Source organism: Psychrobacter sp. CX90 (assembly GCF_057396305.2).
This window is the reverse complement of the sequence record NZ_CM182008.1, coordinates 245,093-269,686: the sequence shown is the minus strand read 5'-3', so window position 1 is coordinate 269,686 and position 24,594 is coordinate 245,093. Positions and strand designations below refer to the sequence as shown.

General features: G+C 41.2%; 15 protein-coding genes. 11 read left to right on the top strand and 4 right to left on the bottom strand.

Translation table 11 applies throughout. The features are described from left to right. Nucleotides 1–148 precede the first annotated feature (148 nt). The 4 genes from AC2SLN_RS01080 to AC2SLN_RS01065 all read left to right on the top strand — a co-directional run bounded on the left by AC2SLN_RS01080 (nt 149) and on the right by AC2SLN_RS01065 (nt 4,022). Nucleotides 149–943 carry a threonine/serine exporter family protein gene (locus AC2SLN_RS01080; RefSeq protein WP_486548922.1) on the top strand — a complete coding sequence of 265 codons (795 nt, stop codon included), beginning with the start codon at nt 149–151 and terminating at the stop codon, nt 941–943. A 1-nt stretch (nt 944) separates the two neighbouring features. Then, nucleotides 945–1,397, top strand: a complete 453-nt coding sequence (locus AC2SLN_RS01075) for a threonine/serine exporter family protein (protein WP_486548923.1) — start codon at nt 945–947, stop codon at nt 1,395–1,397. Nucleotides 1,398–1,821: 424 nt separating this feature from the next. Then, a complete protein-coding gene (gene gorA / locus AC2SLN_RS01070) occupies nt 1,822–3,189 on the top strand; it encodes a glutathione-disulfide reductase (protein ID WP_486548924.1) in 1,368 nt (455 codons plus the stop codon). A 98-nt stretch (nt 3,190–3,287) separates the two neighbouring features. Beyond that, nucleotides 3,288–4,022 (top strand): MOSC domain-containing protein, encoded by a 735-nt coding sequence (locus tag AC2SLN_RS01065; protein ID WP_486548925.1) that lies wholly within the window; start codon nt 3,288–3,290, stop codon nt 4,020–4,022. A gap of 65 nt (nt 4,023–4,087) precedes the next feature. Here the strand turns inward: AC2SLN_RS01065 and AC2SLN_RS01060 are convergent, their stop codons facing one another. Together AC2SLN_RS01060 and smpB are read right to left on the bottom strand one after the other, a co-directional pair. Further along, on the bottom strand, nt 4,088–4,462 hold the full coding sequence (locus tag AC2SLN_RS01060; RefSeq protein WP_486548926.1) for a hypothetical protein: 375 nt from the start codon (nt 4,460–4,462) through the stop codon (nt 4,088–4,090). A 60-nt stretch (nt 4,463–4,522) separates the two neighbouring features. Continuing rightward, nucleotides 4,523–4,999 carry an SsrA-binding protein SmpB gene (gene smpB / locus AC2SLN_RS01055; RefSeq protein ID WP_486531459.1) on the bottom strand — a complete coding sequence of 159 codons (477 nt, stop codon included), beginning with the start codon at nt 4,997–4,999 and terminating at the stop codon, nt 4,523–4,525. A 480-nt stretch (nt 5,000–5,479) separates the two neighbouring features. Here smpB and coaD point away from each other — a divergent pair, with 480 nt between their 5' ends. Together coaD and AC2SLN_RS01045 are read left to right on the top strand one after the other, a co-directional pair. Next, complete coding sequence (gene coaD, locus AC2SLN_RS01050) at nt 5,480–5,989, top strand: pantetheine-phosphate adenylyltransferase (protein ID WP_486548927.1); 510 nt, start codon at nt 5,480–5,482, stop codon at nt 5,987–5,989. Between the two features lie 35 nt (nt 5,990–6,024). Next, entirely contained in the window at nt 6,025–6,276 is a 252-nt protein-coding gene (locus AC2SLN_RS01045; RefSeq protein WP_486548928.1) for a YfhL family 4Fe-4S dicluster ferredoxin, read from the top strand. A gap of 241 nt (nt 6,277–6,517) precedes the next feature. Here the strand turns inward: AC2SLN_RS01045 and AC2SLN_RS01040 are convergent, their stop codons facing one another. Continuing rightward, complete coding sequence (locus AC2SLN_RS01040) at nt 6,518–7,231, bottom strand: pirin family protein (RefSeq protein ID WP_486548929.1); 714 nt, start codon at nt 7,229–7,231, stop codon at nt 6,518–6,520. A gap of 609 nt (nt 7,232–7,840) precedes the next feature. Here AC2SLN_RS01040 and AC2SLN_RS01035 point away from each other — a divergent pair. Next, entirely contained in the window at nt 7,841–8,290 is a 450-nt protein-coding gene (locus AC2SLN_RS01035; protein WP_486548930.1) for a CopD family protein, read from the top strand. A 172-nt stretch (nt 8,291–8,462) separates the two neighbouring features. On the opposite strand, the gene AC2SLN_RS01030 is transcribed toward AC2SLN_RS01035, so the two are convergent. Continuing rightward, entirely contained in the window at nt 8,463–8,834 is a 372-nt protein-coding gene (locus tag AC2SLN_RS01030; protein ID WP_486548931.1) for a hypothetical protein, read from the bottom strand. A 336-nt stretch (nt 8,835–9,170) separates the two neighbouring features. Between AC2SLN_RS01030 and AC2SLN_RS01025 the strand changes: the two genes are divergently transcribed. From AC2SLN_RS01025 to AC2SLN_RS01010, 4 genes are all read left to right on the top strand, one after another. Continuing rightward, a complete protein-coding gene (locus tag AC2SLN_RS01025) occupies nt 9,171–11,705 on the top strand; it encodes a YgiQ family radical SAM protein (protein WP_486548932.1) in 2,535 nt (844 codons plus the stop codon). 209 nt (nt 11,706–11,914) lie between these two features. Next, the gene (locus tag AC2SLN_RS01020; RefSeq protein ID WP_486548933.1) at nt 11,915–12,337 is read left to right on the top strand and encodes an MliC family protein; all 423 of its coding nucleotides are present in this window, start codon (nt 11,915–11,917) and stop codon (nt 12,335–12,337) included. Between the two features lie 638 nt (nt 12,338–12,975). Next, nucleotides 12,976–13,767 carry a DsbC family protein gene (locus tag AC2SLN_RS01015; RefSeq protein WP_486548948.1) on the top strand — a complete coding sequence of 264 codons (792 nt, stop codon included), beginning with the start codon at nt 12,976–12,978 and terminating at the stop codon, nt 13,765–13,767. 817 nt (nt 13,768–14,584) lie between these two features. After that, nucleotides 14,585–24,586 (top strand): ESPR-type extended signal peptide-containing protein, encoded by a 10,002-nt coding sequence (locus tag AC2SLN_RS01010; RefSeq protein WP_495057348.1) that lies wholly within the window; start codon nt 14,585–14,587, stop codon nt 24,584–24,586. Nucleotides 24,587–24,594: the final 8 nt, after the last annotated feature.

The window sequence follows — 24,594 nt, the reverse complement described above, 5'->3', positions numbered from 1 at the left end:
CCAAGTCTATTGTTAAAATAACGGTGTTAAAAGTGCTCTATTGGAAAGAGCCTGTTGAAAGAAGCTTGTTGAAAAAATCATCAATGTTAAAAAAACTGTATATCAAGTCCATACTACAAAAACACCACCTATAATGCGCCCTTAATCTATGACCCAAATCAGTTATACACAGCAGCAGCGCATTACTCGATTATGTGTACGCTGCGGATTACTCCTTATGCAATATGGGGCTGAGTCTGCCGTAGTGGTTGATTTATCCAAACGTTTGGGGCTTGCATTGGGGGTGGATAGCGTGGCATGCGCCCTTAATTTTAATGCACTAACGCTAACTACTATCTCTGACGGGCGCTGTATTACCACCACTCGTGACACCGTTAATCAGAGTATCAATGTCAACTTATTGGTGCAAATTCAGCAAATTGTGAATAAAGCCGAAGATGCCGCGCCCAATGATAATGACGATCACATTCAGCGCACGATACGGGCACTTGATGGGCTGAATAAATCTGTCTACCCTACGTGGCTGGTGTGCGTGTTTGTTGGGGGTTCCTGTGCTGCTTTTGCCTATCTCAATGGCGGTAATTGGGCCATTACTGCTGTGACATTTGTTGCTGGCATGGTGGCTATGCTCACAAAGATTTATCTGTCTAAGCATCATTTTAATCCCTTTGTCACGGTCATTATTACCGCTTTTATTGCCTCTTTAATTGGGGCGACCAGTTATTATTTTGATATTGGCAATAATGCCGACATTGCGGTTGCCTCTAGCGTCTTGCTACTAGTGCCAAGCTTTCCGCTTATCAACTCCTTATCGGACATTTTGAAAGGCTATATCAATATTGGAGTAGGACGTGCGGTCTACACTTATATGCTGACCTTATCGGCGTGTGTCGGCATTGTCATGGCGCTTATTTTGCTGAGAATACAGCACTGGGGGTTTTAGTATGTGGTTGATTAAAACTATTGCGCTGTCTTGCATTATTACTCTGGGTTGGACACTGATGTTTACGGTGCCAAAAAGGTATATTTTGCCATGTTTGTTGATGACGGCTTTTGGATTCGGATTAAAGACCTCGTTAGAATATCATGATGTTAATATCGTACTGGCAAGCTTTTTAGGCGCTATGTTAGCAAGCTTTTTAGGCGTTTATTTCTCTAGAAAATACACCCTGCCCCCTAAGGCACTTATCTCGCCAAGCGTCATTTGCCTGATGCCAGGTATTGCTGCTTATAAAGCCATGGTCAGCATGGTACAAATTGGTTATTTTGGCTATTCGTACGATTTATTTAACCAAATGATGACCTACTTATTTGAGGCTATATTTGTCACGTCTGGTTTGGTGCTGGGCTTATCTATCCCTGGTATTTTATTTTATAGACGCCGCCCTATTGTTTGAGCGGCTAATGATTAAAGCAATTAAGGGTTACTCTACCTTCTTCTAAGCTTAATACCGTCTACTCTACTTACATTTTCTGAGTGTTGGTTCATAGCCATTCGACTGATTGCACAGTAGCAAACAGACGCTAACAGTATCGCTATTACAGTACTGATATTTAGAGATCGATATTTTGGCTACCTTCTAGAGGTGTCCAACACCATGATTAACTTTTCTTGTACCTTCATTTTAAGAAATGAACATCGATTAGTAAGAACCCACCGTCGTTTTTGTCCTATAATTATTTGTCCTATAATTATTTGTCCTATAATTATTTGTCCTATAATTATTTGTCCTATAATTATTTGTTCTATAATTATTTGTTCTATAATTATGAGTAAAGAACTTGCTCACATAAAGAAGTTGCTAACAAAAGGTTTAAACAATGACAAAACATTATGATTACATTGCGATTGGTGGCGGAAGTGGTGGTATTGCCTCACTCAATCGTGCGGCAAGTTACGGCAAAAAATGCGCCATTATCGAAGCCAATCACTTAGGTGGTACCTGTGTAAATTTAGGCTGCGTGCCGAAAAAGGTCATGTGGTACGGTGCGCAAGTTGCCGAAGCTATGCACAAATATGCCCCAGATTATGGCTTTGATGTGGAGGTAAAAGGATTTGACTTTAAAAAGCTGGTAGAGACTCGTCAAAAATACATTGGCAATATCCACCGCTCTTACGAGACCAACTTGGCTAAGAACAATGTCGAAGTCATACAAGGATTTGCCAAGTTCGTTGATGCGAAAACGGTTGAGGTCAATGGCGAACACGTGACTGCTGACCATATTTTGATTGCTACTGGTGGCCGTCCTATCTTGCCAGATATAAAAGGTGCTGAATATGGTATTGATTCAGATGGTTTCTTTGCTTTAGACCATCTACCAAAACGAGTCGCTATTGTTGGCGCTGGATATGTGGCCGTTGAAATAGCGGGCGTACTTCGCAGCTTAGGCTCAGAGGTAGATTTATATGTACGCCAACACAGCCCGTTACGTCAATTTGATCATGATATTGTCAACGTCCTAATTGAAGAGATGCAACATGAAGGTATTAACCTGCATACCTACGCTACTCCAACTGAAATCATCAAAAATGACGATGGAAGCTTAACCGTTTGCTTAGAAGACCGGCAGCATAACGGGCATAGTAAGACAGTAGATTGTTTAATTTGGGCTGTTGGGCGTGTACCTGCCACCGATAACATCAACTTAGAAGTCACTGGGGTTAAGACCAATTCTATCGGTAAGATTAAAGTGGATAAATATCAGAATACCAATATTGAGGGTATTTATGCGGTAGGCGATATTATAGAGAACAGCATTGACTTGACCCCAGTGGCGGTTGCGGCAGGCCGTCGACTGTCAGAGCGTTTGTTCAATAACAAACCAGAGGAGCATTTAGACTATAGCTTGGTGCCGACGGTTATTTTCACACATCCGCCGATTGGTACTATTGGATTGTCTGAAATGCAAGCCATTGACCAATACGGCAAAGAAGATATCAAATGCTATATGTCTACCTTTACTCCAATGTACAGTGCGGTAACCCAGCATCGTCAAAAGTGCAGAATGAAATTGGTATGCCTTGGGGATGATGAAAAAGTCATAGGCTTACATGGCATTGGCTTTGGTGTCGATGAGATGATTCAAGGCTTTGCCGTGGCCATCAAAATGGGCGCAACCAAAGCAGACTTTGATAACACCGTCGCCATTCATCCAACAGGTTCTGAAGAGTTCGTGACGATGCGGTAGTTGCATGGCAACGTGTGCCTTGTAATAGTTGCAATAGCCAATGCTGTTGACATTGAATGCCAGTAAGGGCAACTAAAATCTATAGGAGTGTATGAAGTATGACACCACAAGCAGATGGCTTTAACGGTCAGAACTTACCTCTGCATATTGCCACATTAACAGGCATACGGGCCGGCAAAGCGATGCCGTTTACTCGCGAACAAATGAGTGCTATTAACAAAACACCCGTTGCTGAGCCAGTAGCCGTCAACTATATGGGGCTGGTCACTGATGAGCAAGCAGATAGGCGCCATCATGGCGGTCATTTAAAGGCGGTACACCAAATGCCCACTGCCACTTATGATACGCTTAACCAAGAGTTTGGGTTAAAGCTTAGTGTAGGCTTGCTTGGCGAAAACTTAACCACTATCCCTGTTTCTGGCATTGAAGATATGACCGAAGCCACGGTATGTATTGGCGACGTATTCCAATATGGCGACGGTAAGGACTGTGTACAGTTACGCATTGTACAACCAAGACGGCCTTGCTATAAGATAAATGATCAGATTGGGGTGTCTGCTAGCAACAGAAATATCGCCTCGTGGATAAGCAGTCAAGGTATTGCGGGTTGGTACTTTCAAGTGGTTAAAGAAGGCATTATTAACAAAGACCTACCTGTATACTTAATCGAACGCCCCTACCCTTTTGCTACTTTAGATAGGCTATGGACCCTGAGCAACCAAAAAGACAAACTAGCTTCGGAAGTTATCGAACCTTGGCTTGCGATTGACTGTTTGGAAGACAGTTGGAAGAAGTTGCTTGCCAAAAAGGTGCTTAGCAAAAAAGGTGCTTAGCAAAAAAATGCTTCCTAAATAATTTTAGGAAGCATTTTAAACTTTCAGTACAATAAGTTTAATAATTATCGACGTAATACCCACTCATCGTTGACTTTATAAACCGTGAAGTTGGTTTTATCAGTACGGCTTTCGCCTTGAACCTTTTCAGTAACATCCGCTGTGCATAAATAAGTATTTTTACCATCCGTTTTATCGCAATTGATATTATCAACACCTTCCAGCTCTGGCATCATGCCAGACATCATACTTCTCATAGCACTCGCCATATCAGAATTAGCCATACCTCCACCTTCTATTCTATGATTCATCATACTATCCACTTGTTCATATTGTCCTTCAATCAATGACTCTACCTCAGCGTCAGACGGTCCGTTTGAACAGGCAATAACTAAAGGCGCTATTAAGAATACCGTAGAAAATTTAAGTAATTTTGTCATAAAACATCCTCTTAAATGAAACACAATATCCTGTATTAAGGGTTTAAAGACTTAATTTACTTAATCTAAGTGCTGTTTAAATCCACGTTGCTGATCACGCTCCCAATCTCTATCTTTAAGCGTTTTGCGCTTATCGTGTAGCTTTTTACCCTTGGCTAAACCAATCTTGCATTTAACCAAAGAGTTTTTCCAATAGACCTCTAACGGCACACAGGCATAGCCTTTTTGATTAACGGCACCAAATAAAGTGTCTATCTCTTTACGATTGAGCAGGAGTTTACGGGTACGAATGCTGTCTGGATCAATGTGTGTGGAACTGGAAAGCAGTGGCTGAATATGAGCCCCAAATAAGAAGGCTTCATTGCCGCGAAATACCACATACGCTTCAGTGATACTCATCTTGCCAGCACGAATGGCCTTGACTTCCCATCCTTGTAATACCAGACCCGCCTCAAAGCTCTCTTCAATAAAATATTCATGCCGTGCTTTTTTATTCACGGCAATTTGATTGGAAGGTTTCTTGTTTTTTTTCGCCATAATATTGTCTCTTAAAAGGCCAAGCCATACCCTGATATAAAAGTTGGCTTGTCGTACGTGTCCCTAATCTTAATCTTATACGTTAACTGGCAGGCAATAAGCCAATAAAATCACATGGGATTAAATTAGGTCGAACCCCCAGTATAACAAATTTGTGCCCTGTGCTATTTCATCGCTTTGTAATTATTTTATTGTGCATGGCGGTTGCTAATAGCCGCTTGTTTATGAGCTAATTAGCGCTTAACCGACAATTCACTTTATCGTTCAGTTGGGCTTCTAAGCCGTCGTTTTCTTTTTATAAAGGTTAGTAGGTGCTACCTCTGTCTTGTTCCTCTTTTTAGTCAACCTATAAAAGCGCTGTATTTGAACTACATTTAACCCCTATTGCCAATAAACGTTTTTAGATTAAACTTACCTCGTTATCAAAAATTTGTTACGATAGGCGCCTATATCTCTTAATCATTATCTCGGCCTACCACCATGACAAAAACTTCTTCTTTATATACCAAAATCATTTATCCAGGTACGTTTGACCCCATTACCAATGGACATCGTGATTTGATATTGCGGGCAGTAAAGCTTTTTGATGAGGTAGTGATTGCCGTGGCGTTAGGTCATCACAAAAAACCCATGTTTAGCTTTGAGGAGCGGGTTGAATTGGTAGAAACAGTATTTGCTGACTTACCGCAAGTGTCTGTGGTCGGTTTTGAGGGACTGTTGGTGGAATTTATGCGGGAACAAAAAGCGACCGCTGTACTGCGTGGGCTACGCGCAATGTCTGACTTTGAGTACGAGTTTCAGCTGGCCAATATGAACCGCGAGCTTGATGAGAATTTTGAGGCAGTATTTTTGACCCCTGCCCCGCAATATTCTTTTATCTCATCCACGATGATTCGTGAGATTGCCAAACTAGATGGTGATGTGGATAAATTTGTGCCGCTTTGCGTACAAAAAGCATTTGATGACAAGCGGGCGAATAATTGGCAATAATGTACTTAGCGTTTGCACTAGGTTAGGAGATTGTAATGGCTTTATTAATCACTGATGAATGTATCAACTGCGATGTGTGCGAGCCCGTTTGCCCGAATGATGCCATCTATGAGGGTAAGGATATCTATGAGATAAATCCTGAATTGTGTACCGAATGCGTAGGTCACTTTGATGAGCCACAATGTGTGCAGATTTGCCCGATTGATTGTATTCCAAAAGACCCCAATCATCCTGAAACTGAGTCAGACTTGATGTCGAAGTACAAGCGGATTACGGGGAAGGAGTAACAACCTAAAGAACAAAGAAACTGCTCTCCAACGCAGGGAGACTACCCTAATGCTAGACTCTAACTCTAAAAAAATGTCAGAGTTAATAGGGTCTGTTGAACATTCAAAGTATGTTAATAGCGCAGGCTATTTTTTAGGCAACAAACAGTGAAAAATTGATGCCTAGTCTAGATCACAGCTTTGATTAATTGGTAGTTATCAGCAGTTAACTTTCTGAATGTTTAACAGACTCTAAATATATTTAATTCGATAAAGCCACTTCCATCAACAACACCTGCGCATCAGACACCACATCCATCGTGACATACTTCGTATCCATTATTTCAATGCCGTCTCGAGCCGTCATCCTCTGGCCGCCAATCATAACTTCGCCAAAAATAATAAACACATAAACCCCATTACTTGACTCATGTAGCGCATAAGTTTTGGTCACACCTTTATTAAATTGACCGACACTAAACCATGCGTTTTGATGAATCCACACGCCAGCGTCATCAGGATTTGGCGAGACGACTTGAACAAACTCATTCGGTATAAGTAAATCTCGTAGATCGACTTGCTGATAGCGTGGTGTTACATCCTTTTGGTTGGGTTCCACCCAAATCTGTAAAAAGGTTACGGGGATATCAGTACTGGCATTCATCTCCGAATGCACCACGCCTGTGCCTGCTGACATGATTTGCACTTCGCCTGCATGGATGGTACTTTCATTCCCCATATCATCTTTATGTACCAAGGCACCTGTCAGCGGAATACTGACAATCTCCATATTTCGGTGCGAATGAGCGCTAAAACCCTTTCCGCCTTCAACATAATCATCGTTAATCACTTTTAGCGCCCCAAAGCCTGTACGCTCAGGGTTATAATAGTCAGCGAAGCTATAGGTATGCTTACTCTTTAACCAACCATGATGTGCACCGCCTCGCTCATTAGCAGGATGATAGGTTCTTTTCATAATGAGCCTCTTATTTTATCTAGCGATTAGATTAGGGTCTGTTGAACATTCAAATATTAGGACTGCTGATAGCTAAAATTGTTCCAAACTAGGCGTAAACCGACGATAATGTCTGGACCTTAGCTAGGTTTATAACAACGTTTGGGGCGATTTTATCATCAGCCCTAAGGGGCGGGGCTATTTTTTGCCAATATATTGAGAGATTTTCTAACTTAGAATGACTAAGCGTCAAAAATTTCCCTGCATATTGCCTAAAAAATAGCCTCCGCCAGTTCCACATTTGAATGTTCAACAGACCCTAATTATTTAGCATGGGTTTTTAGGATGAGTTTTCATAACTATATCGTTATTTATATCCATTCATCAATAGTCGTTAATAAGGGGTATTGTTAACTCATAAACCATACTCTGATTAGAATTGTTATAGTCGAAAAATTCTACAATGGTTACAAGGCAACCGAGCGCAAGTACTACTAAAGTAGGCTTAGCAAGGTTAACACCGTAACCGTTTAGTAGTTCGCTGACTATCAGCTGTTATACTGCTTGGTATGGCGTGATTAATGATTAAAAAATAATCGAGATAGTTATAAGTTATACAAGGATTAGCAAATGAACCATGTGTTGATAGCACATTTATTGGGAGCCAGTGTGTGGACGGGCGGGCATTTGATATTGTGCTTAGCGCTGTTGCCGAAGATTCTAGCCAATAAGGATGTGGCGGCGTTAATGGCGTTTGAACAACAGTTTGAAAAGGTCGGCATGCCTGCCTTGATATTACAAATGGTCACAGGACTGTGGATGGCGTATAAACTATTGCCAGATGTGTCTATGTGGTTTGGGTTTGAGACGTTTTTAGACAATGATATTAGTGTTTTAATCACGACTAAGCTGGCACTACTCGCACTAACTATTTTGGTGGCATTGCACGCGCGCTTTCGAGTGATACCGACACTATCAAAGGAGTCGTTACCGTTTTTTGCTTGCCATATTGTGACGATTACGGTGCTGTCGGTTGGCTTTGTGATTGTCGGGTCGTTGTTTCGTACCGGCTTGGGCTAACGATTAATCGTTCTAAACACACAGGCGACATTAGATGTATGTAGGCTAGACATTTAATAGTCAAGATAAAACGATTACTAAGCCTTATGAGTATCTTTCTAGTGGCATACTACAACTACATACTATATATGACTGCTTCCGCTATTTTATTGTTAACCAAAGCTCAAAAGTCTCAAGCTTTTGTGCGGCATATGACGTACGGCAAAGCGGATATTCCAGTCAATAGACTATACATAACCAAGCCTAAACCGTAGTCGTTGACGTAATAGTAGGTATATGGAAAGTATTTGAAAAACTCATACATCAAAATAACGATGCCTAATAAAGGAAAAAGTGACGCAATTTGAAAATGGGTAAAGGCGACTTTTTTGGATTTGTATTGACCTTTTAAATTGAGCACGGTACTCGAAATAAGATGAATAAGAAAAAACGGAATGATAACTAACCAAAAGAAGCTGATACTCATACTCGATGATTGCCAGCTTGCATAGACTGGACGTGCTATTAATAGCATTGTGATGATGGTAAGGACTTTGGACATCATATCTTTTGCCACTTTTTATTGCGTTAATAGTTTTTAGTCATGGTTTTACAGTTATGGAGTGTTCTACGTCGTATCTGTCATAGCCTATTTGTTAGTACTCCATGTTAGTACTCCATATTGAAGGTTGAATAAGTCATAATGATATCTAAGGTTGTCATTGTTGTAATCACACCCTAACCCATTCTTTACTGTGTAACAAAACTCGGATGGGTGTCAAGTTGAAGCAGATTCATGTTAAAATGAGGGTTATTCTTTCTATCACCGTAAAACCCCTCTTTCATTTATTACCCTCATTTATCATATCTTTGTTCATAAATCATTACCTAGGTTATCCCCATGTCAGCTGAAACCATTGCCCGCACCGCTTTTAAACAAGGTGTTAAGCCTTTATATGACTACGATAAGCACTGGGCAAGTTGCTATGACCCTGCGCCTTTTCTGCCGATGTCACGCGCTGAGATGGACGAGCTTGGCTGGGATGCCTGTGATGTGATTATTATTTCGGGTGATGCGTATGTCGATCATCCCAGCTTTGGTATGGCGATTATCGGGCGTTTGCTAGAGGCGCAAGGCTTTCGTGTGGGTATCATTGCACAGCCTGATTGGACCAGTAAAGAGGCGTTTATGGAACTGGGCAAGCCAGTTTATGCGTATGGCGTAACCGCAGGCAATATGGACAGCATGATCAATCGCTACACTGCGGATCGCCGTATCCGTAGTGATGATGCCTATTCGCCGGGTAATGCCCCAGACAAACGTCCTGACCGTGCGGCGATAGTATATAGTCAGCGATGCCGTGAGGCGTACCCTGATGTGCCAATTATACTCGGTGGTATAGAGGGCAGTTTGCGCCGTATCGCGCATTATGACTATTGGTCTGATAAAGTTCGTCGTAGTATTTTGCTCGACAGTCGTGCCGATGTCTTACTCTATGGTAATGCCGAACGGGCGATTGTGGATGTGGTGCATGGTCTGTCAAAAGGCTATACCTTTGAGCAAATGAGCGACCTACGTGGTACGGCTTATCTATTGACACCTTCTCGTCGTCACTGGAAGGCTGGCATGGTTGAGGTCGCTAGTAACGATGTGGATACCGTGGGCCGTGTCGATCCAATTATTAATCCTTATGTGATGACAGAAGACTTAGACAGTTGCTCTATTGAAAAAGAGAAAGGCATTACCGAAAGTGGTTATAACCAAAGCAAAAAGGACAGCATAAAAGAAAGCCTGTCATCTATGGAACGTCAATATAAAGGCTTTAAATCAGAGCCTGTAGAGAATAAGGTCATCAATGCCGATCAAGTCAATGATGATGTTCAGATTGTAAAAATGGTTGGTCTTGAGACTCCGAAAAATAATGACCAACAATCGGAAAACAGCCTCTCAGAACCCAATAAACCAAAAACCGCGCGTAAGCATAAGTTAAAATTACCACCCCGCGAGAAAACGGTCATTCGCCTGCCCGATTATGAACAGGTGAAATCTGACCCAGTTCTCTATGCCCATGCTAATCGTATCTTGCATATGGAAACCAACCCCGGTAATGCCCGTGCGCTTGTTCAGCGTCATGGCACGGGTGGCGGTAACTCACAAACGGACATCGATGTTTGGCTTAATCCACCCCCTATTCCATTGTCTATGGAAGAGATGGATTATGTGTTTGATTTGCCTTACCAGCGAGTCCCGCATCCAAGTTATGGCGATGCGCGTATTCCTGCGTTTGATATGATTAAGTTTTCGGTCAATATTATGCGTGGCTGTTTTGGCGGGTGTACCTTCTGTTCAATTACCGAGCATGAAGGACGCATTATTCAAAGCCGTTCTGAAGAGTCTATTCTGCGAGAAGTAGAAGCCATTCGTGATACCGCGCCTAACTTTACTGGGGTAATATCAGACCTTGGTGGCCCCACCGCCAATATGTATCGCCTAAGCTGTAAAGATGAGACGATTGAGAAGAACTGTCGTAAACCCTCTTGTGTCTATCCAGATATCTGTGAAAACCTATTAACCGATCACAGCAATCTGACCAAGCTGTATCGCAAGGCCCGTGATATTAAGGGTGTTAAGAAAATTCTAATTGCCTCTGGTCTACGCTATGATTTAGCGGTAAAAGACCCAGAATATGTCAAAGAGCTGGTGACCCATCACGTCGGTGGCTATCTAAAGATTGCGCCTGAGCATTCTGAGACCAATGTGTTATCGAAAATGATGAAACCGGGTATGGGTTCGTACGATACGTTTAAACAAATGTTTGAGCAATACAGCCAAGAGGCCGGTAAAGAGCAATATCTGATTCCTTATTTCATTGCCGCTCATCCAGGTACGACAGATGAAGACATGATGAATCTAGCGCTGTGGCTAAAACGTAACGACTTTAGAACCGATCAAGTACAGGCATTCTACCCTAGCCCGATGGCAACAGCGACCACCATGTATCACACGCACAAAGATCCGTTACACAAAGTGACACGTAGTGAGGGCGATGTCGAAATTGTCAAGTCAGGCAAACAGCGTAAATTGCATAAAGCCTTCCTACGTTATCATGATCCTAAAAACTGGGGCATGCTACGTGCAGCGCTAAAACGCTTAGGCCGTGAAGATTTGATCGGAACGGCGCGTCATTGTCTAGTACCTCCGTTTAATTCACGCTTAGAAGGTAGAGACAGTCAAGACACTTATCAGTCAGCACGTAAGAAAAACAGCCGTGTGGGCTCAGATTCAGTGAAGCGTAGCAATAAACCTAATTCAGGCAAAGGGGCTAACTCTCGTAAAAGCTCAGAATCTAAGCCTGTTAGAAATCAGCACAAAAAAGTGCAAAAAGGCAACTTCCAGACACAGCATACAGGATTGCCACCTAGAGTGAGTAAGTAGCTATTAAGTGACTAGCTATTAACTTTAGAAAACCTTAAACAATTAATAGAGATTTTTTCTATAACTCAATGTTAAAATTTTTCTAACATATGCAAGTTGTTAAATGTCATAATATATCGATATTAAGGTTTTCTAAAATTTCTCATCAATACGAAAATAATGGGTTTTTTTCGTCATTAGTTTTTTTATAATTAGAAGGAGCTGTAACCATGAAAAGCACAACAAAATTTTTAATGTCATTACCTGCTATTACACTATTAACCGCTTGTGCATCTGGTGGCAGCAACAGTACAGGATTTGGCGCTGAAAATATTCCTAACACTCAAGATAAAAGAGCACCTCAAACCACTGAGATCATGACCCCAGTGCATTACACCTGTGGCGAAGCAGGCAATGCTGTTGTCGAGTTTAATAATAGTTCTGTTGTACGTCTTACCGCAACATTTCCTGAACTGCAACTTCAAAACCGATCTCTTAGATTATATCGTCAAGTATCAGCCTCTGGCGAACTTTATGTGGATAGCTTAAACCCTAACTCTACTATCGAATGGCATACGAAAGGTAATGAGTCTTTATTTGCTGTGCAGTGGAAAAACGGCAGAAACTACCAAGCGAACTGTATCATCAAATAATCGTTTATCATAGTTATCTAATTGTCATAGCTATCTAATTATCATAGTTATCTAATATGTAAATAATTAAATATATCGCTAAATTATATTTAACTCGCAAAACGTCTTTGATGAATGAAAGACATATTTGTATAAATAGCATCTATCAATAGCATCTATTTATGAAAGTTTAGCGACCGCTTTGAAACAGCTACCCATAAAGGTGGCTGTTTTTATTTATGTCATTTTTCAGGGCGTGTTCTCAAAACTTAGCATTTAACACTCAACACTTATTCTAATTACTCAACACTTATTTTAATAAAGATACACGTGTTGCCTTAACCCATTGTTAAACCTCTTATTATGCTGTCTATTTACCGCTGTCTTACACACCCCTTAAAAAAGAATATGCTACACTTAGCAATATTTGCAAAAATGGCAATACCTATATAATAGGGTAAAAAGAAACATAGGGTAAAAAGAAACGTTCAAATTATTTACTATCTTTTTACTGTTATCTTAATCAAATAATTATTAAAAAGCTTATTCCAAAAGGGCTCATTATGATTCGTCATATTAAACACTCAACACTTAAGCAACCCATACTTAAACAATCCAGTGTTAAAAAATTAACACCTTTTACTAAAAATCTCATAGTCATGTTGACACTTAGTGTCGCTTTGGTGGGCTGTAATAATAATTCTACAGATACCACAGCCAAGGTAGATAAAACTACTGAATCTTCAAACTCAGTAAACAATGCTGACAATAAATCAGTAGAAAAAAAATCTAACGATGATGTATTGAGTGCACTTCAAACCAACCTCAAAGCTTCAGGTATTGAACAAACCTTTACCTCAGCAGTACCTACCGACATGCCAGATATCTACTGGGTAACAGGAGATGGGACACCTGCATTTTACACCGATAAAGAAGGAAAATATGTTATTCAAGGTCAAATTGTGGAAGTAGGTGGCGATCATCCTGTTGATATAAGCTCTGCTTTAGTGGCTAAAAATGCTAAAGAAAAACTAGCAGCTGTTGATAAAGATGAATTGATTATCTACCCAGCACAAGGAAAAACAAAAGCAGTTATTTATTCCTTTACTGATGCCGACTGCCCCTATTGCACCAAACTACATTCAGAAATGGAAGAAATCAATAAACTAGGTATTGAGGTGCGTTATCTTGCGTGGCCACGCAGTGAAAAAAGTATTCCAAAGATGGAGTCAATTTGGTGTAGTGATGACAAAGTTGATGCTATGAATAAAGCGAAATCTGGTGAGACCATAACAGCCTCATCATGTAAAAATCCTGTTATATCTCATATGAAGTTAGGAATGAACTTAGGCGTCAGCGGTACACCTGCCATATTTACTGAGTCTGGTATACAGATTGGGGGCTATTTGCCTGCTCAACAACTCGCTAAAGCGGCAATTGATAACTCTTAAATTTAGATAAGCTACTGGCTGTTGCGATAAAATATTTCAATCCTATCTTTTGGGGTATGGTTCCTATTCGACCATGGCCTAAAAGATAGTTTTTTCTACAACATATTCAACTTTCATTCAGCCTTATTGCCAGAGTCTGACATCTCCTAGGATTTATTGGGTACTTAGTGCAAGGGACGAAATTTGCGCTAAAAAATAGCGTTTATTTGTCAATAGATACAACGCATGCTATTTGAGTCACTTTGTCATTAAACAATCTTCTATAGGCTTAAACACTTATCCTTTTGTTTGCTTTATTTATGCTCGTTATTTTGGTATGTCTTTTACCAAAATAACGAGCATTTTTGTTTTATAACCTCACTCCCCATCAAAGCTATGCTGTATAAAGTTTTAAACTATATTTCAGCCTAGATTTTTTCTATGACAACCCTTTCTAATTGACTGATTTGTTTGGCTATCGAGTCGATTTAAGCTATTGATTCAATTTTGATTAGATAGTTTATAAAAACTAAACACTATATTAATAAAGATTAACATCACTTAATTTAGATTATCATAAACATTAGTTATAAATCATCATTGCAATTTTCATGAAAAAAATATATAAATACTGTTTTATTTAATATAAATTTACACTATATTACAATTAATAATTATAAATAAAATAATATTACATATTATTAAAAATTTATATAAATTCAGCATAAAAATTTTTAGTTTTTTTTACTTAGAAATTAATTATTTTTATGATTGACTTATTTTTTTCAACCTTATTTAGATCCTCTAAGGATATTTGAATACCCCTAGGAAAACTAGCATGAACCACGTCTATAAAGTAATATTTAATACAGCCACTGGTACATTTGTTGCTGTTGCAGAATACGCCAAAGGCCAAGGCAAAAGAAGCAATAGATCCGCTGTAAAACCTAAGTCAAACTCTGTCTTTAATAGGAGTGCTTTGGTAATCGGTATTTGCACAGCTTTTGGCATGAGCGCTCCAGCTATGGCAAATCAGCAAGATGATGTTAAGTGTTTGCTGGGGGGTGGAATAACACAGGTTCAGAGTCAAGAACAGACGCTTGCCAATGTGAGAGCAATAGACCCTGATAATTTTACAGGTTTAAAGTCTGAAGTGGCTTGTGGTTATAACGCTGAGGCATTAATGCAAGGTGCGGTCGCTATCGGAATGAACTCTAAAGTCTATGCTCCTATAAGAGAAGACAAAGGTCAATATAAATTAACTGCTGATGGTGGGGTGGCTATAGGTTATGGTGCAAAGGCAATAGGGGATAACTCAACCGCCGTTCAAGATTCAGATCCAAGAGGTGAAGCCTTGACGCCAACCGCAATCGGTGGTTTTTCGTCAGCTTATGGCGATGGTACGGTAGCCTTTGGTGAAAGTGCTCAAGCGTCGGGGAAAGGCGCTATAGCAATTGGTACCAAAAGTGATGCAAATCGTGAAGCTACTATATTGAGTACTACTGCAGGTGTCGCTGCTACCTCCTCACAACCGACGCAAGATAGAAGTAGAGTATTCTCAATTGATTATGTTGAACTTAGAAGTTTAAATGACGGTACTACTACCTCTTCAACTAGGTCTACTGAAGATAAAACGCTTATTGGGTATTCACAGGTTTATGCCCCTGATTATGCTGCTACAGCAGAAAAAACGGCTATCGCAGCAACGGTAAATGGCGAATTAGCCCCGCTATCAATAGGTAACCCTGATCAAACTCGTCAAATCATTAATGTTGCAGCAGGTTCGGCAGATAGCGATGCTGTAAACGTAGCTCAGCTTAGGTCTGTTGCTATTGCAGCGGATAAAGATACTTATTTCCATGTCAATGATACAGGTACGGTACAAACACCAGTAATATCTAACTTAGGAAAACTAGATGAAACCGCTGGTGCAAGTGGTGTTAATGCTTTAGCTGCTGGTATGAGTGCGCAAGCCTCAGGCAGTAAATCCGTTTCAATCGGCATGAATACAGATGCAAGCGGCAGTAGTAGTATTGCTATAGGTGAAAAAGCTCAGTCTTCAAGTAATAATAGTATTGCTATAGGTGCTGATACTAAAGCGTCTTCAACTTACACAACAGCAATTGGCCGTTCAACTCAAGCCACTAAATCTGGAGCTACTGCCATTGGTGGTGGTACAGCAAGTGGCGCAGCTAAAGCAGGTGGATCAGGAGCGGTTGCGATAGGTGGGGGTTATAATAGCAATGTAGGTGCAAATGCCGAAGCAACGAGATCTGTTGCGATAGGTAACGCATCCACTGCTACTTTAGTGGATTCTATTGCTCTTGGTGCTAAGTCTATCGCCAATCGAGATATCCCAACTGTAAGTGGTTATGATGCCTTAACTGGTCTACCCTCAACTAACACTGATTCTACGTGGCGTGCGACTACAGCTGCCGTCTCAGTTGGTGATGGTACTACCCTAACCCGTCAAATCACTAGTGTGGCAGCGGGTTCTGAAGATACCGATGCTGTTAACGTTGCGCAGTTAAAAGCAGCACAGACACATTACTTTGATGTTAACTCAACAGGCGGTGGCAACTATAACAATGATAGCGCTACAGGACCAGACTCCATAGCCATAGGCAAAGACACACAAGCACTAGCAAGAGGTAATATTGCAATCGGTTTTGAAGCCAGTGCAACTAAAGGCGCGGCAGTAGCAATAGGAAGAAATTCTAAAGCTTCTGAAGTATCCAGCACTGCTGTTGGCGGTTATTCAAATGCTGAAAAACCCGGATCTACAGCTTTAGGGTATGCTTCAGTTACAACTGGAGCAAACGGTCTAGCAATCGGTTATCGATCAGAGGCGAAAGCTGATGAGTCTGTTGCACTTGGTTCATTATCAGTTGCTGATAGAGGCGTGCCAACTGTTAGTGGTTATGATGCTAGTACAGGTCAAGCATCCAGTCTAACTAACAAAACTTGGAAAGCAAATAAAGGAGCTGTCTCTGTTGGAAATCTTACCAATACCCGCCAAATCATCAATGTAGCAGCAGGGTCAGAAGATACTGATGCCGTCAACGTGGCACAGTTAAAAGCGGTAGGTAACTTAGCCAGTAGTCCACTAACCTTCACAGGTAATACCAATGCCGATACAGATGCTGATGGTTCGCAACAAAATCTTGACAGTAACTTTAATATCATTGGTTCAAAAACTGCAATAACCTTAGCAGAAGATGACTCTAATATTGCCACGGCAGGTCCGTACTCTGCTAAAAACCTGCAAACGATAGTAACTGATGGTCAAGTACAAATTCAACTGGCGGAAACGCCTAAGTTTGGTACTGTTACCATTAATGATGGTGGTAAAATATCAGGGTTATCGGCAGGCTCAGCAGATACTGATGCAGTAAATGTTGCTCAGCTTAAATCCTACACCAATGCGGTGGATAGAGATACCTACTTCCACACTAATGCCACAGGTAAGGTACAGCCGCTAGTTGGGTCTAACAAAGGCAAACTTGATGCAACTGCTGGTGCAAGTGGTGTAAAAGCCACAGCAGCGGGTGTTAATGCAAGAGCAACGGGCAATTCTGGCGTAGCTGTAGGTAACAACGCTTGGGCATTAGATGATAATGCCCTGGCCATTGGTAAGGGTGCACGAGTAGATAATTATGCAATAGCTGGTAAAACTTCAAACACCTCGGATGGTATAGCAATTGGCACCAATGCAAGATCGGTTCAGGGTGGGTTAAGAGATGGCGCACTTGGAGGGTTTATCCCAAGCAGCCCTGCAGTTGATAATTACATTTCAGGTAGTACTAAAGGTATTGCCATTGGTAAAGATACCTATGCTAATGAAAGCACGGTTGATATTGGCGCTAAATCTGTTGGAAACGAAACTAAAGGTGCCAATCGTAGAGCCGTAACTTCAGTGGGTGCGGATGCTTTTGCTGCCGGACATTTCTCAACTGTTTTAGGCTCTTATTCTGAAATTCAAACTGATCCTATGGTAACCACACCTGTTGGATTAAGAAGTCTTCATAGTCAAGGCTTTGCTTCAACAGTGACTGGCACATTGAATACCATCAAAGCAGATTCAGCAGATGAGTTTGATGGTATTGCAAATGTGGTCAATGGTGCTGGTAATACCATTAATCATAGTAATGGTGCATTAATCGTTGGCGCAGGTAATACTATTTCTAACTCTGCCCAAGCAGTTAATGTCAATACAGGCAACCTTGGCTTTGCTGATATTACAACGCCTGGTAGCTTAAATCAGATTATCAAAGATGCTGAATTGGGCTCTGTAGGTGTTCTTGGCGGTGGCAATACAGTTGATAACGCTTTGTTCTCTAATGTACAAGGGGTTAAAAATACTTTAACTAGCGTTGCTGGTGGTGATGCGAGTGCCTTTGTGTCCATTGATGGTTATAAAAATAGTGCAGAGAATGTCAGCAATTTAACCCAGCAAGGTAATAGCAATACGATTAAAAATGCTAACCAGAATATCGTTATGGGGGATAACAATCAGCTAGAAGGCGATGCAGCTGACCGTAGTGATACACAACGAAATATTATTCTTGGCTTCCAAGATGCTGTTGGTCAAATCGGTAAAAACATCTCTAATAATCAAATTATTGGCTCTAACGCAACAGTTACCGAAGACACAGCCAATAGCGTATTACTCGGTAATGAGGCAAAAGTAACTGGCAATGGGGCAGTCGCACTTGGCGCTTATTCAGATGCTAATCGTGCCGCATTGACAGCTGGTGCAGTAACCTCAAATACGGCATCTGCTGCCAACAATACTGTTTATACTCTAGATTCGGCCACTCAAAAGGATAAAGATGCTGTTTCGGCGACTGTCAAAGGCAATCTTGCTGCTGTGTCTGTCGGTAACGCTGACAATACTCGTCAAATAACAAACGTTGCAGCAGGGTCAGAAAATACTGATGCGGTGAACGTGGCCCAGTTAAAAGCGGTAGATAACTTAGCCAGTAGCCCACTAACCTTCACAGGTAATGTTTTACAAGATACAGATGCCGATGGTTCACAACAAAAGCTAGGATCTACGCTTGAAATCTCTGGTGGAGCAACTGCTGATTCACGCAATAATAATGTAAAAACCGTTGTTACAGATGGCAAAATTGATATTCAATTGCTTGATGCTCCAACTTTTGAAGGCTTAGTAAAAGCCAATGGCTTTGATGCAAACAATAATAAAATCACTAATATAGCTGATGGTTTAATTAGTGATTCATCCAAAGATGCTATCAATGGTAGTCAACTTAATGAAACGATAAATAAACTAAATAAAGATACTTATTTCCACGTTAATAATGCTGACGGTTCTAACGCTGGTACAGGTAATGCCACCACAAACTTAGGTAAAATAGAGGAAGCAGCAGGGGCCACGGGTGCAACTACTGTTACCGCTGGCGAAAAGGCTAAAGCCACTGGAGATCGTAGCATAGCCGTTGGTTTTAGTACTGAGGCAACTGGCCGCAACGCCACCGCAGTCGGTTATCGTGCTGAAGCGCAAAGCGAGCAAAGTATCGCAATAGGTTATCGTACCGAAGCACAAGGTGAAGGAACTACTTCAGTAGGCTCACAAAGTGGCCGAAGTACCGCAGGTGACGGTCATACAAGTGTTGGGGTATTAGCAGGTGCTTATGCCAGTGGTTCTCGTAATACTTCTTTAGGTATGCAAGCTGGTTCAGGAACAGACGATAACAACAAAAATGTTGGTATAGATAATGTATCTGTCGGTTATCAAGCTGGTCAGAATGTCGAAGGGAGTCGTAACGTTTCGTTAGGTGGACTATCTGGACAAGGTGTAGTTGGTGCTCAAAACTCAGCAGTAGGTCACTGGTCTGGCCAAAACGTAACCGGTACAGGCAACAGTTCAGTTGGTTACCGCTCTGGTCAACAGATTAATGGCAAAAATAACGTTGCTTTAGGTATCGGTGCTGGTAATAACATAGAAGGTAGTTCTAATATTGCCATTGGTGAAAGTGCGGGTATAAATTTAGGTAGCACTTCAGAGGCGATAAACAATACGATATCAATTGGTGAGCGTGCACAAGCTGAAGCTGGAAACGCAATAGCGCTTGGTACTGAATCCCAAGCTACTATTGAAAATAGTGTTGCTCTTGGATCTGCATCTATGGCAACTAGAGACATCCCTACTGTAAGTGGCTACGATATTCTTACGAATACGAACTCTACTATCCAAGACTCTACATGGCGAGCCACCCAAGCTGCAGTTTCTGTTGGTGATGTAAGTAATGACCTAACCCGTCAAATTACCAGTGTCGCTGCAGGCTCTGAAGATACCGATGCGGTAAACGTTGCACAGTTAAAACAAGTTGCCCAGACACCTCTTACTTTCTCTGGCGATACAGGGGCTGATTTTGAGCGTAAACTTGGAGAAACGATCAATGTCGAAGGCGGTGTTACAGATGCTACATTGTTAACAGATAATAATATCGGTGTGGTTAGTAACGAAGCTGACACTCTTGACGTTAAACTGGCAAAAAACTTAACCGGTTTAACTGATGCTGAATTTATTGATGCTAACGGTAATATTAATAATGTCACTGGCAATGGGGTTGTTATGACACCTAGTGATACTTCAAAAGACCGAGTTAGATTAACGACAGCAGGTTTAGATAATGGTAATAACAAAATCGTTAATGTTGCTGCTGGAACATCAGATACTGATGCCGTAAATGTTTCGCAAATTAAAGGTTTGAAAACCGAAGTTAAAGCTGGCAAACAAGTGACAGTTGATAAAGACACAACATCAGCCGACGGTCACACCATCTACACGGTTAACGCCACTAAAACCATCCTTACTGCCGCTACTGACGGCAAGGTAGCCTTCACAGGCGGTACAGAGGATGCTGATGGCTTACTCACCTATGAAGTTGACCTTAATCAAACTACTAAAGACGCAATCGCAAACGGTAAAAAGCACAATACAGTAGCTGCAGGTAACAATGTGACTATTGATACAGATACTAATGCTGCTGAAGGGGTTGAATATACCATCAATGCTGATAAATCTACGGTGTCATCAGACAGCTTAAACGTTACCGGTACTAAAGATGAGGCAACCGAGATTACTGATTATAAGATTGAGCTGACTACAGACACTATCGAGAGTCTAGGTAAAGCGGACTCTGCCCTGCAAACTGTGGTTACTCAGATCAACGGTACTGAGGTAAAAACGCTTGATCAAGACGACAATGTTGCCAACTTTAAAAACGGTGACAACATTGTCTTAAGTGATGAAGATGGTTCTATTAAAGTAGCCACAGCCAAAGATGTCACCTTTGATTCAGTCATTTCAAATACAGTTGCTGCCGATACCATGACCGTTGATAACGCAGACAGCATCGCTCAAGGTGGCAATAAAGACTATGTCACGGCAGGCAGTCAAGATGTGGTTAATGGCGGTGACGTTTTCAATGCCATTTCAAACACTGAGCAACAGTTCAAAGGCGACAATGCAGGTGTCACTATTACTCGCAAACCTAATGAAACACTAAGCTTAGTAGGTGGTGCAACTAACAGTACCGAAAACAACATTCAAACCCTTGCCAATGCCGATGGTTCTATTGCGATTAAACTTGCTGAGCAAGTTGACTTGGGACTAAATGGTCGTGTCACCATGGGTGATGTGAACCTTAGTAATTCAGGTTTAGACAATGGTAATAACAAGATTATCAATGTCGCCAAGGGTACTGCTCCAACAGATGCGGTGAATGTCAGTCAGTTAACTGACGCCACTGCTGCCTCTAAGACCGAAGTGGCTGCTGGCAGTAACATCAAAGACGTTGTTAAGACCACAGGCGACGATGGACAACACATCTATACCATTAACGCTAAAGGCACTACTGCTTCTGCTGGCTCTGATGCTGTAACTGTAGAAGCTACTGATCCAGATGCCAACAACGTAACGAACTATGAAGTTGATCTTAATCAAACTACTAAAGACGCAATCGCAGACGGTAAAAAGCACAATACAGTAGCTGCAGGTAACAATGTGACTATTGATACAGATACTAATGCTGCTGAAGGGGTTGAATATACCATCAATGCTGATAAATCTACGGTGTCATCAGACAGCTTAAACGTTACCGGTACTAAAGATGAGGCAACCGAGATTACTGATTATAAGATTGAGCTGACTACAGACACTATCGAGAGTCTAGGTAAAGCGGACTCTGCCCTGCAAACTGTGGTTACTCAGATCAACGGTACTGAGGTAAAAACGCTTGATCAAGACGACAATGTTGCCAACTTTAAAAACGGTGACAACATTGTCTTAAGTGATGAAGATGGTTCTATTAAAGTAGCCACAGCCAAAGATGTCACCTTTGATTCAGTCATTTCAAATACAGTTGCTGCCGATACCATGACCGTTGATAACGCAGACAGCATCGCTCAAGGTGGCAATAAAGACTATGTCACGGCAGGCAGTCAAGATGTGGTTAATGGCGGTGACGTTTTCAATGCCATTTCAAACACTGAGCAACAGTTCAAAGGCGACAATGCAGGTGTCACTATTACTCGCAAACCTAATGAAACACTAAGCTTAGTAGGTGGTGCAACTAACAGTACCGAAAACAACATTCAAACCCTTGCCAATGCCGATGGTTCTATTGCGATTAAACTTGCTGAGCAAGTTGACTTGGGACTAAATGGTCGTGTCACCATGGGTGATGTGAACCTTAGTAATTCAGGTTTAGACAATGGTAATAACAAGATTATCAATGTCGCCAAGGGTACTGCTCCAACAGATGCGGTGAATGTCAGTCAGTTAAGTGCTACTGCTGCTGCTTCAAAAACCGAAGTCAAAGCTGGCAGTAACATTAAAGAGGTGGTCAAAACCGAAGATGAAGACGGTCAAGATGTTTACACGGTTAACGCCAAAGGCACTACTGCTTCTGCTGGCTCTGATGCCGTAACTGTAGAAGCTACTGATCCAGATGCCAACAACGTAACAGGCTATGTGGTTGACCTTAATCAAACTACTAAAGACGCAATCGCAAACGGTAAAAAGCACAATACAGTAGCTGCAGGTAACAATGTGACTATTGATACAGATACTAATGCTGCTGAAGGTACTGAATATACTATCAATGCTGATAAATCTACGGTGTCATCAGACAGCTTAAGCGTTACCGGTACTAAAGATGAGGCAACCGAGATTACTGATTATAAGGTTGAGCTCACTGAAGACACTATCGTGAGTCTAGGTAAAGCGGACTCTGCCCTGCAAACTGTGGTTACTCAGATCAACGGTACTGAGGTGAAAACGCTTGATCAAGACGACAATGTTGCCAACTTTAAAAACGGTGACAACATTGTCTTAAGTGATGAAGATGGTTCTATTAAAGTAGCCACAGCCAAGGATGTGACCTTCAATTCAGTCATTTCTGATACAGTCACAGTCGGTCCAATCACTATTGATAATGCTGGTATCGATGCAGGTGATACAGTCATAACCAACGTTAAAGCAGGTGTGAACGCAACAGACGCCGTTAATGTCAGTCAATTGAATGAAGTTAGCGGTATAGCTGACAGTGCCCTACAAACAGTTATTACCCAAATAGATGGTAAAGATGTTAAAACACTCGATAAAGCTTCTAACACAGCCAACTTCGTAACGGGTGACAACATCGAATTAGAAGACGATGGTAATGGCGGTATTAAAGTATCAACGGCTGATAATGTCAAATTTAACTCGGTTACTGCTGATGATATGACGGTAAAAAATGTTGGAGATACGCCAGATTCAGTGACCAACAAACAATACGTTGATGACGGCCGTACCAAAGTTACTTCTAATAATGGTACTGTCAGTGTCATTGAAACCACAACGGATAATGGCGTCAGTTATGACCTATCAGTAAATGCTCAAGGTGTCACAAACAATTCTCAATTACCTGTTGTTTATACAGACACTGAAGGAAATAAACTTTATAAGATAGGTAATAGCTTTAATACTGCGATTGATGGTAGTGGTAATGTAGTAAAAAACGCTAACATTATTACGAGTATTCAAAATGCCAACGGTTCCACAACAGTACCGACAAAACTGGCTAATGTAGCTGATGGTGATATTAATGCGGGCAGCTCTGATGCTATTAATGGTAGTCAATTAAATGATACTAATCAGAAGGTGGCACTTAATGCTGGCAATATTGCAACCAATCGTAATGATATTGCAGGCAACACGGCTAATATCAGTAAAGGATTAAATGTTGGTAATGGCAATACTGCAAACAACTACCAACTTGGTGATACTGTTAATATTACAGGCGATAATAATATAGCTACAACGACTTCAGAAGATGGGATTCAAGTAGCATTGGCTGATAATATTACAGTGGAGAGTGTTAGCATCGGTGATACGTTTATTGATAACAACGGTATCACTATAACCAATCCAGATACGGCTAATAATCCTATAAGTGTCACTAATCAAGGCCTCAATAATGGGGGGAATACTATTAAAAACGTTGCACCAGGCGTGTATGGTACCGATGCAGTCAATGTGAATCAGTTGAACGATCTTGGCTATAAAATGGCTGTTCAAATAGATGACTTAGAAAATCAGCTATCTGCAGGTATAGCTTCAGCAGCCGCAATTGAAAATGCACCCTATGTTGCTGGTAAATGGACTTATGCTGCAGGAGCAAGTCATTATAATAGTGAATCAGCAATAGGTGTTAGCCTGCGTCGAACTGCCGATAACGGTCGCTGGTCTATAAATGGGGGCGTATCAACCAATACAGAAAATGATCCTTTATTCCGTATTGGTGTTTCAGGTGTTATTGATTAAATCTTAGT

Coding starts and splice junctions, on each gene's coding strand:
- AC2SLN_RS01040 (WP_486548929.1), bottom strand. CDS start 7,231: ATGAAAAGAACCTATCATCCTGCTAATGAGCGAGGCGGTGCACATCAT.
- AC2SLN_RS01010 (WP_495057348.1), top strand. CDS start 14,585: ATGAACCACGTCTATAAAGTAATATTTAATACAGCCACTGGTACATTT.
- AC2SLN_RS01035 (WP_486548930.1), top strand. CDS start 7,841: ATGAACCATGTGTTGATAGCACATTTATTGGGAGCCAGTGTGTGGACG.
- AC2SLN_RS01020 (WP_486548933.1), top strand. CDS start 11,915: ATGAAAAGCACAACAAAATTTTTAATGTCATTACCTGCTATTACACTA.
- coaD (WP_486548927.1), top strand. CDS start 5,480: ATGACAAAAACTTCTTCTTTATATACCAAAATCATTTATCCAGGTACG.
- AC2SLN_RS01045 (WP_486548928.1), top strand. CDS start 6,025: ATGGCTTTATTAATCACTGATGAATGTATCAACTGCGATGTGTGCGAG.
- AC2SLN_RS01030 (WP_486548931.1), bottom strand. CDS start 8,834: ATGATGTCCAAAGTCCTTACCATCATCACAATGCTATTAATAGCACGT.
- AC2SLN_RS01075 (WP_486548923.1), top strand. CDS start 945: ATGTGGTTGATTAAAACTATTGCGCTGTCTTGCATTATTACTCTGGGT.
- gorA (WP_486548924.1), top strand. CDS start 1,822: ATGACAAAACATTATGATTACATTGCGATTGGTGGCGGAAGTGGTGGT.
- AC2SLN_RS01080 (WP_486548922.1), top strand. CDS start 149: ATGACCCAAATCAGTTATACACAGCAGCAGCGCATTACTCGATTATGT.
- smpB (WP_486531459.1), bottom strand. CDS start 4,999: ATGGCGAAAAAAAACAAGAAACCTTCCAATCAAATTGCCGTGAATAAA.
- AC2SLN_RS01065 (WP_486548925.1), top strand. CDS start 3,288: ATGACACCACAAGCAGATGGCTTTAACGGTCAGAACTTACCTCTGCAT.
- AC2SLN_RS01015 (WP_486548948.1), top strand. CDS start 12,976: ATGTTGACACTTAGTGTCGCTTTGGTGGGCTGTAATAATAATTCTACA.
- AC2SLN_RS01025 (WP_486548932.1), top strand. CDS start 9,171: ATGTCAGCTGAAACCATTGCCCGCACCGCTTTTAAACAAGGTGTTAAG.
- AC2SLN_RS01060 (WP_486548926.1), bottom strand. CDS start 4,462: ATGACAAAATTACTTAAATTTTCTACGGTATTCTTAATAGCGCCTTTA.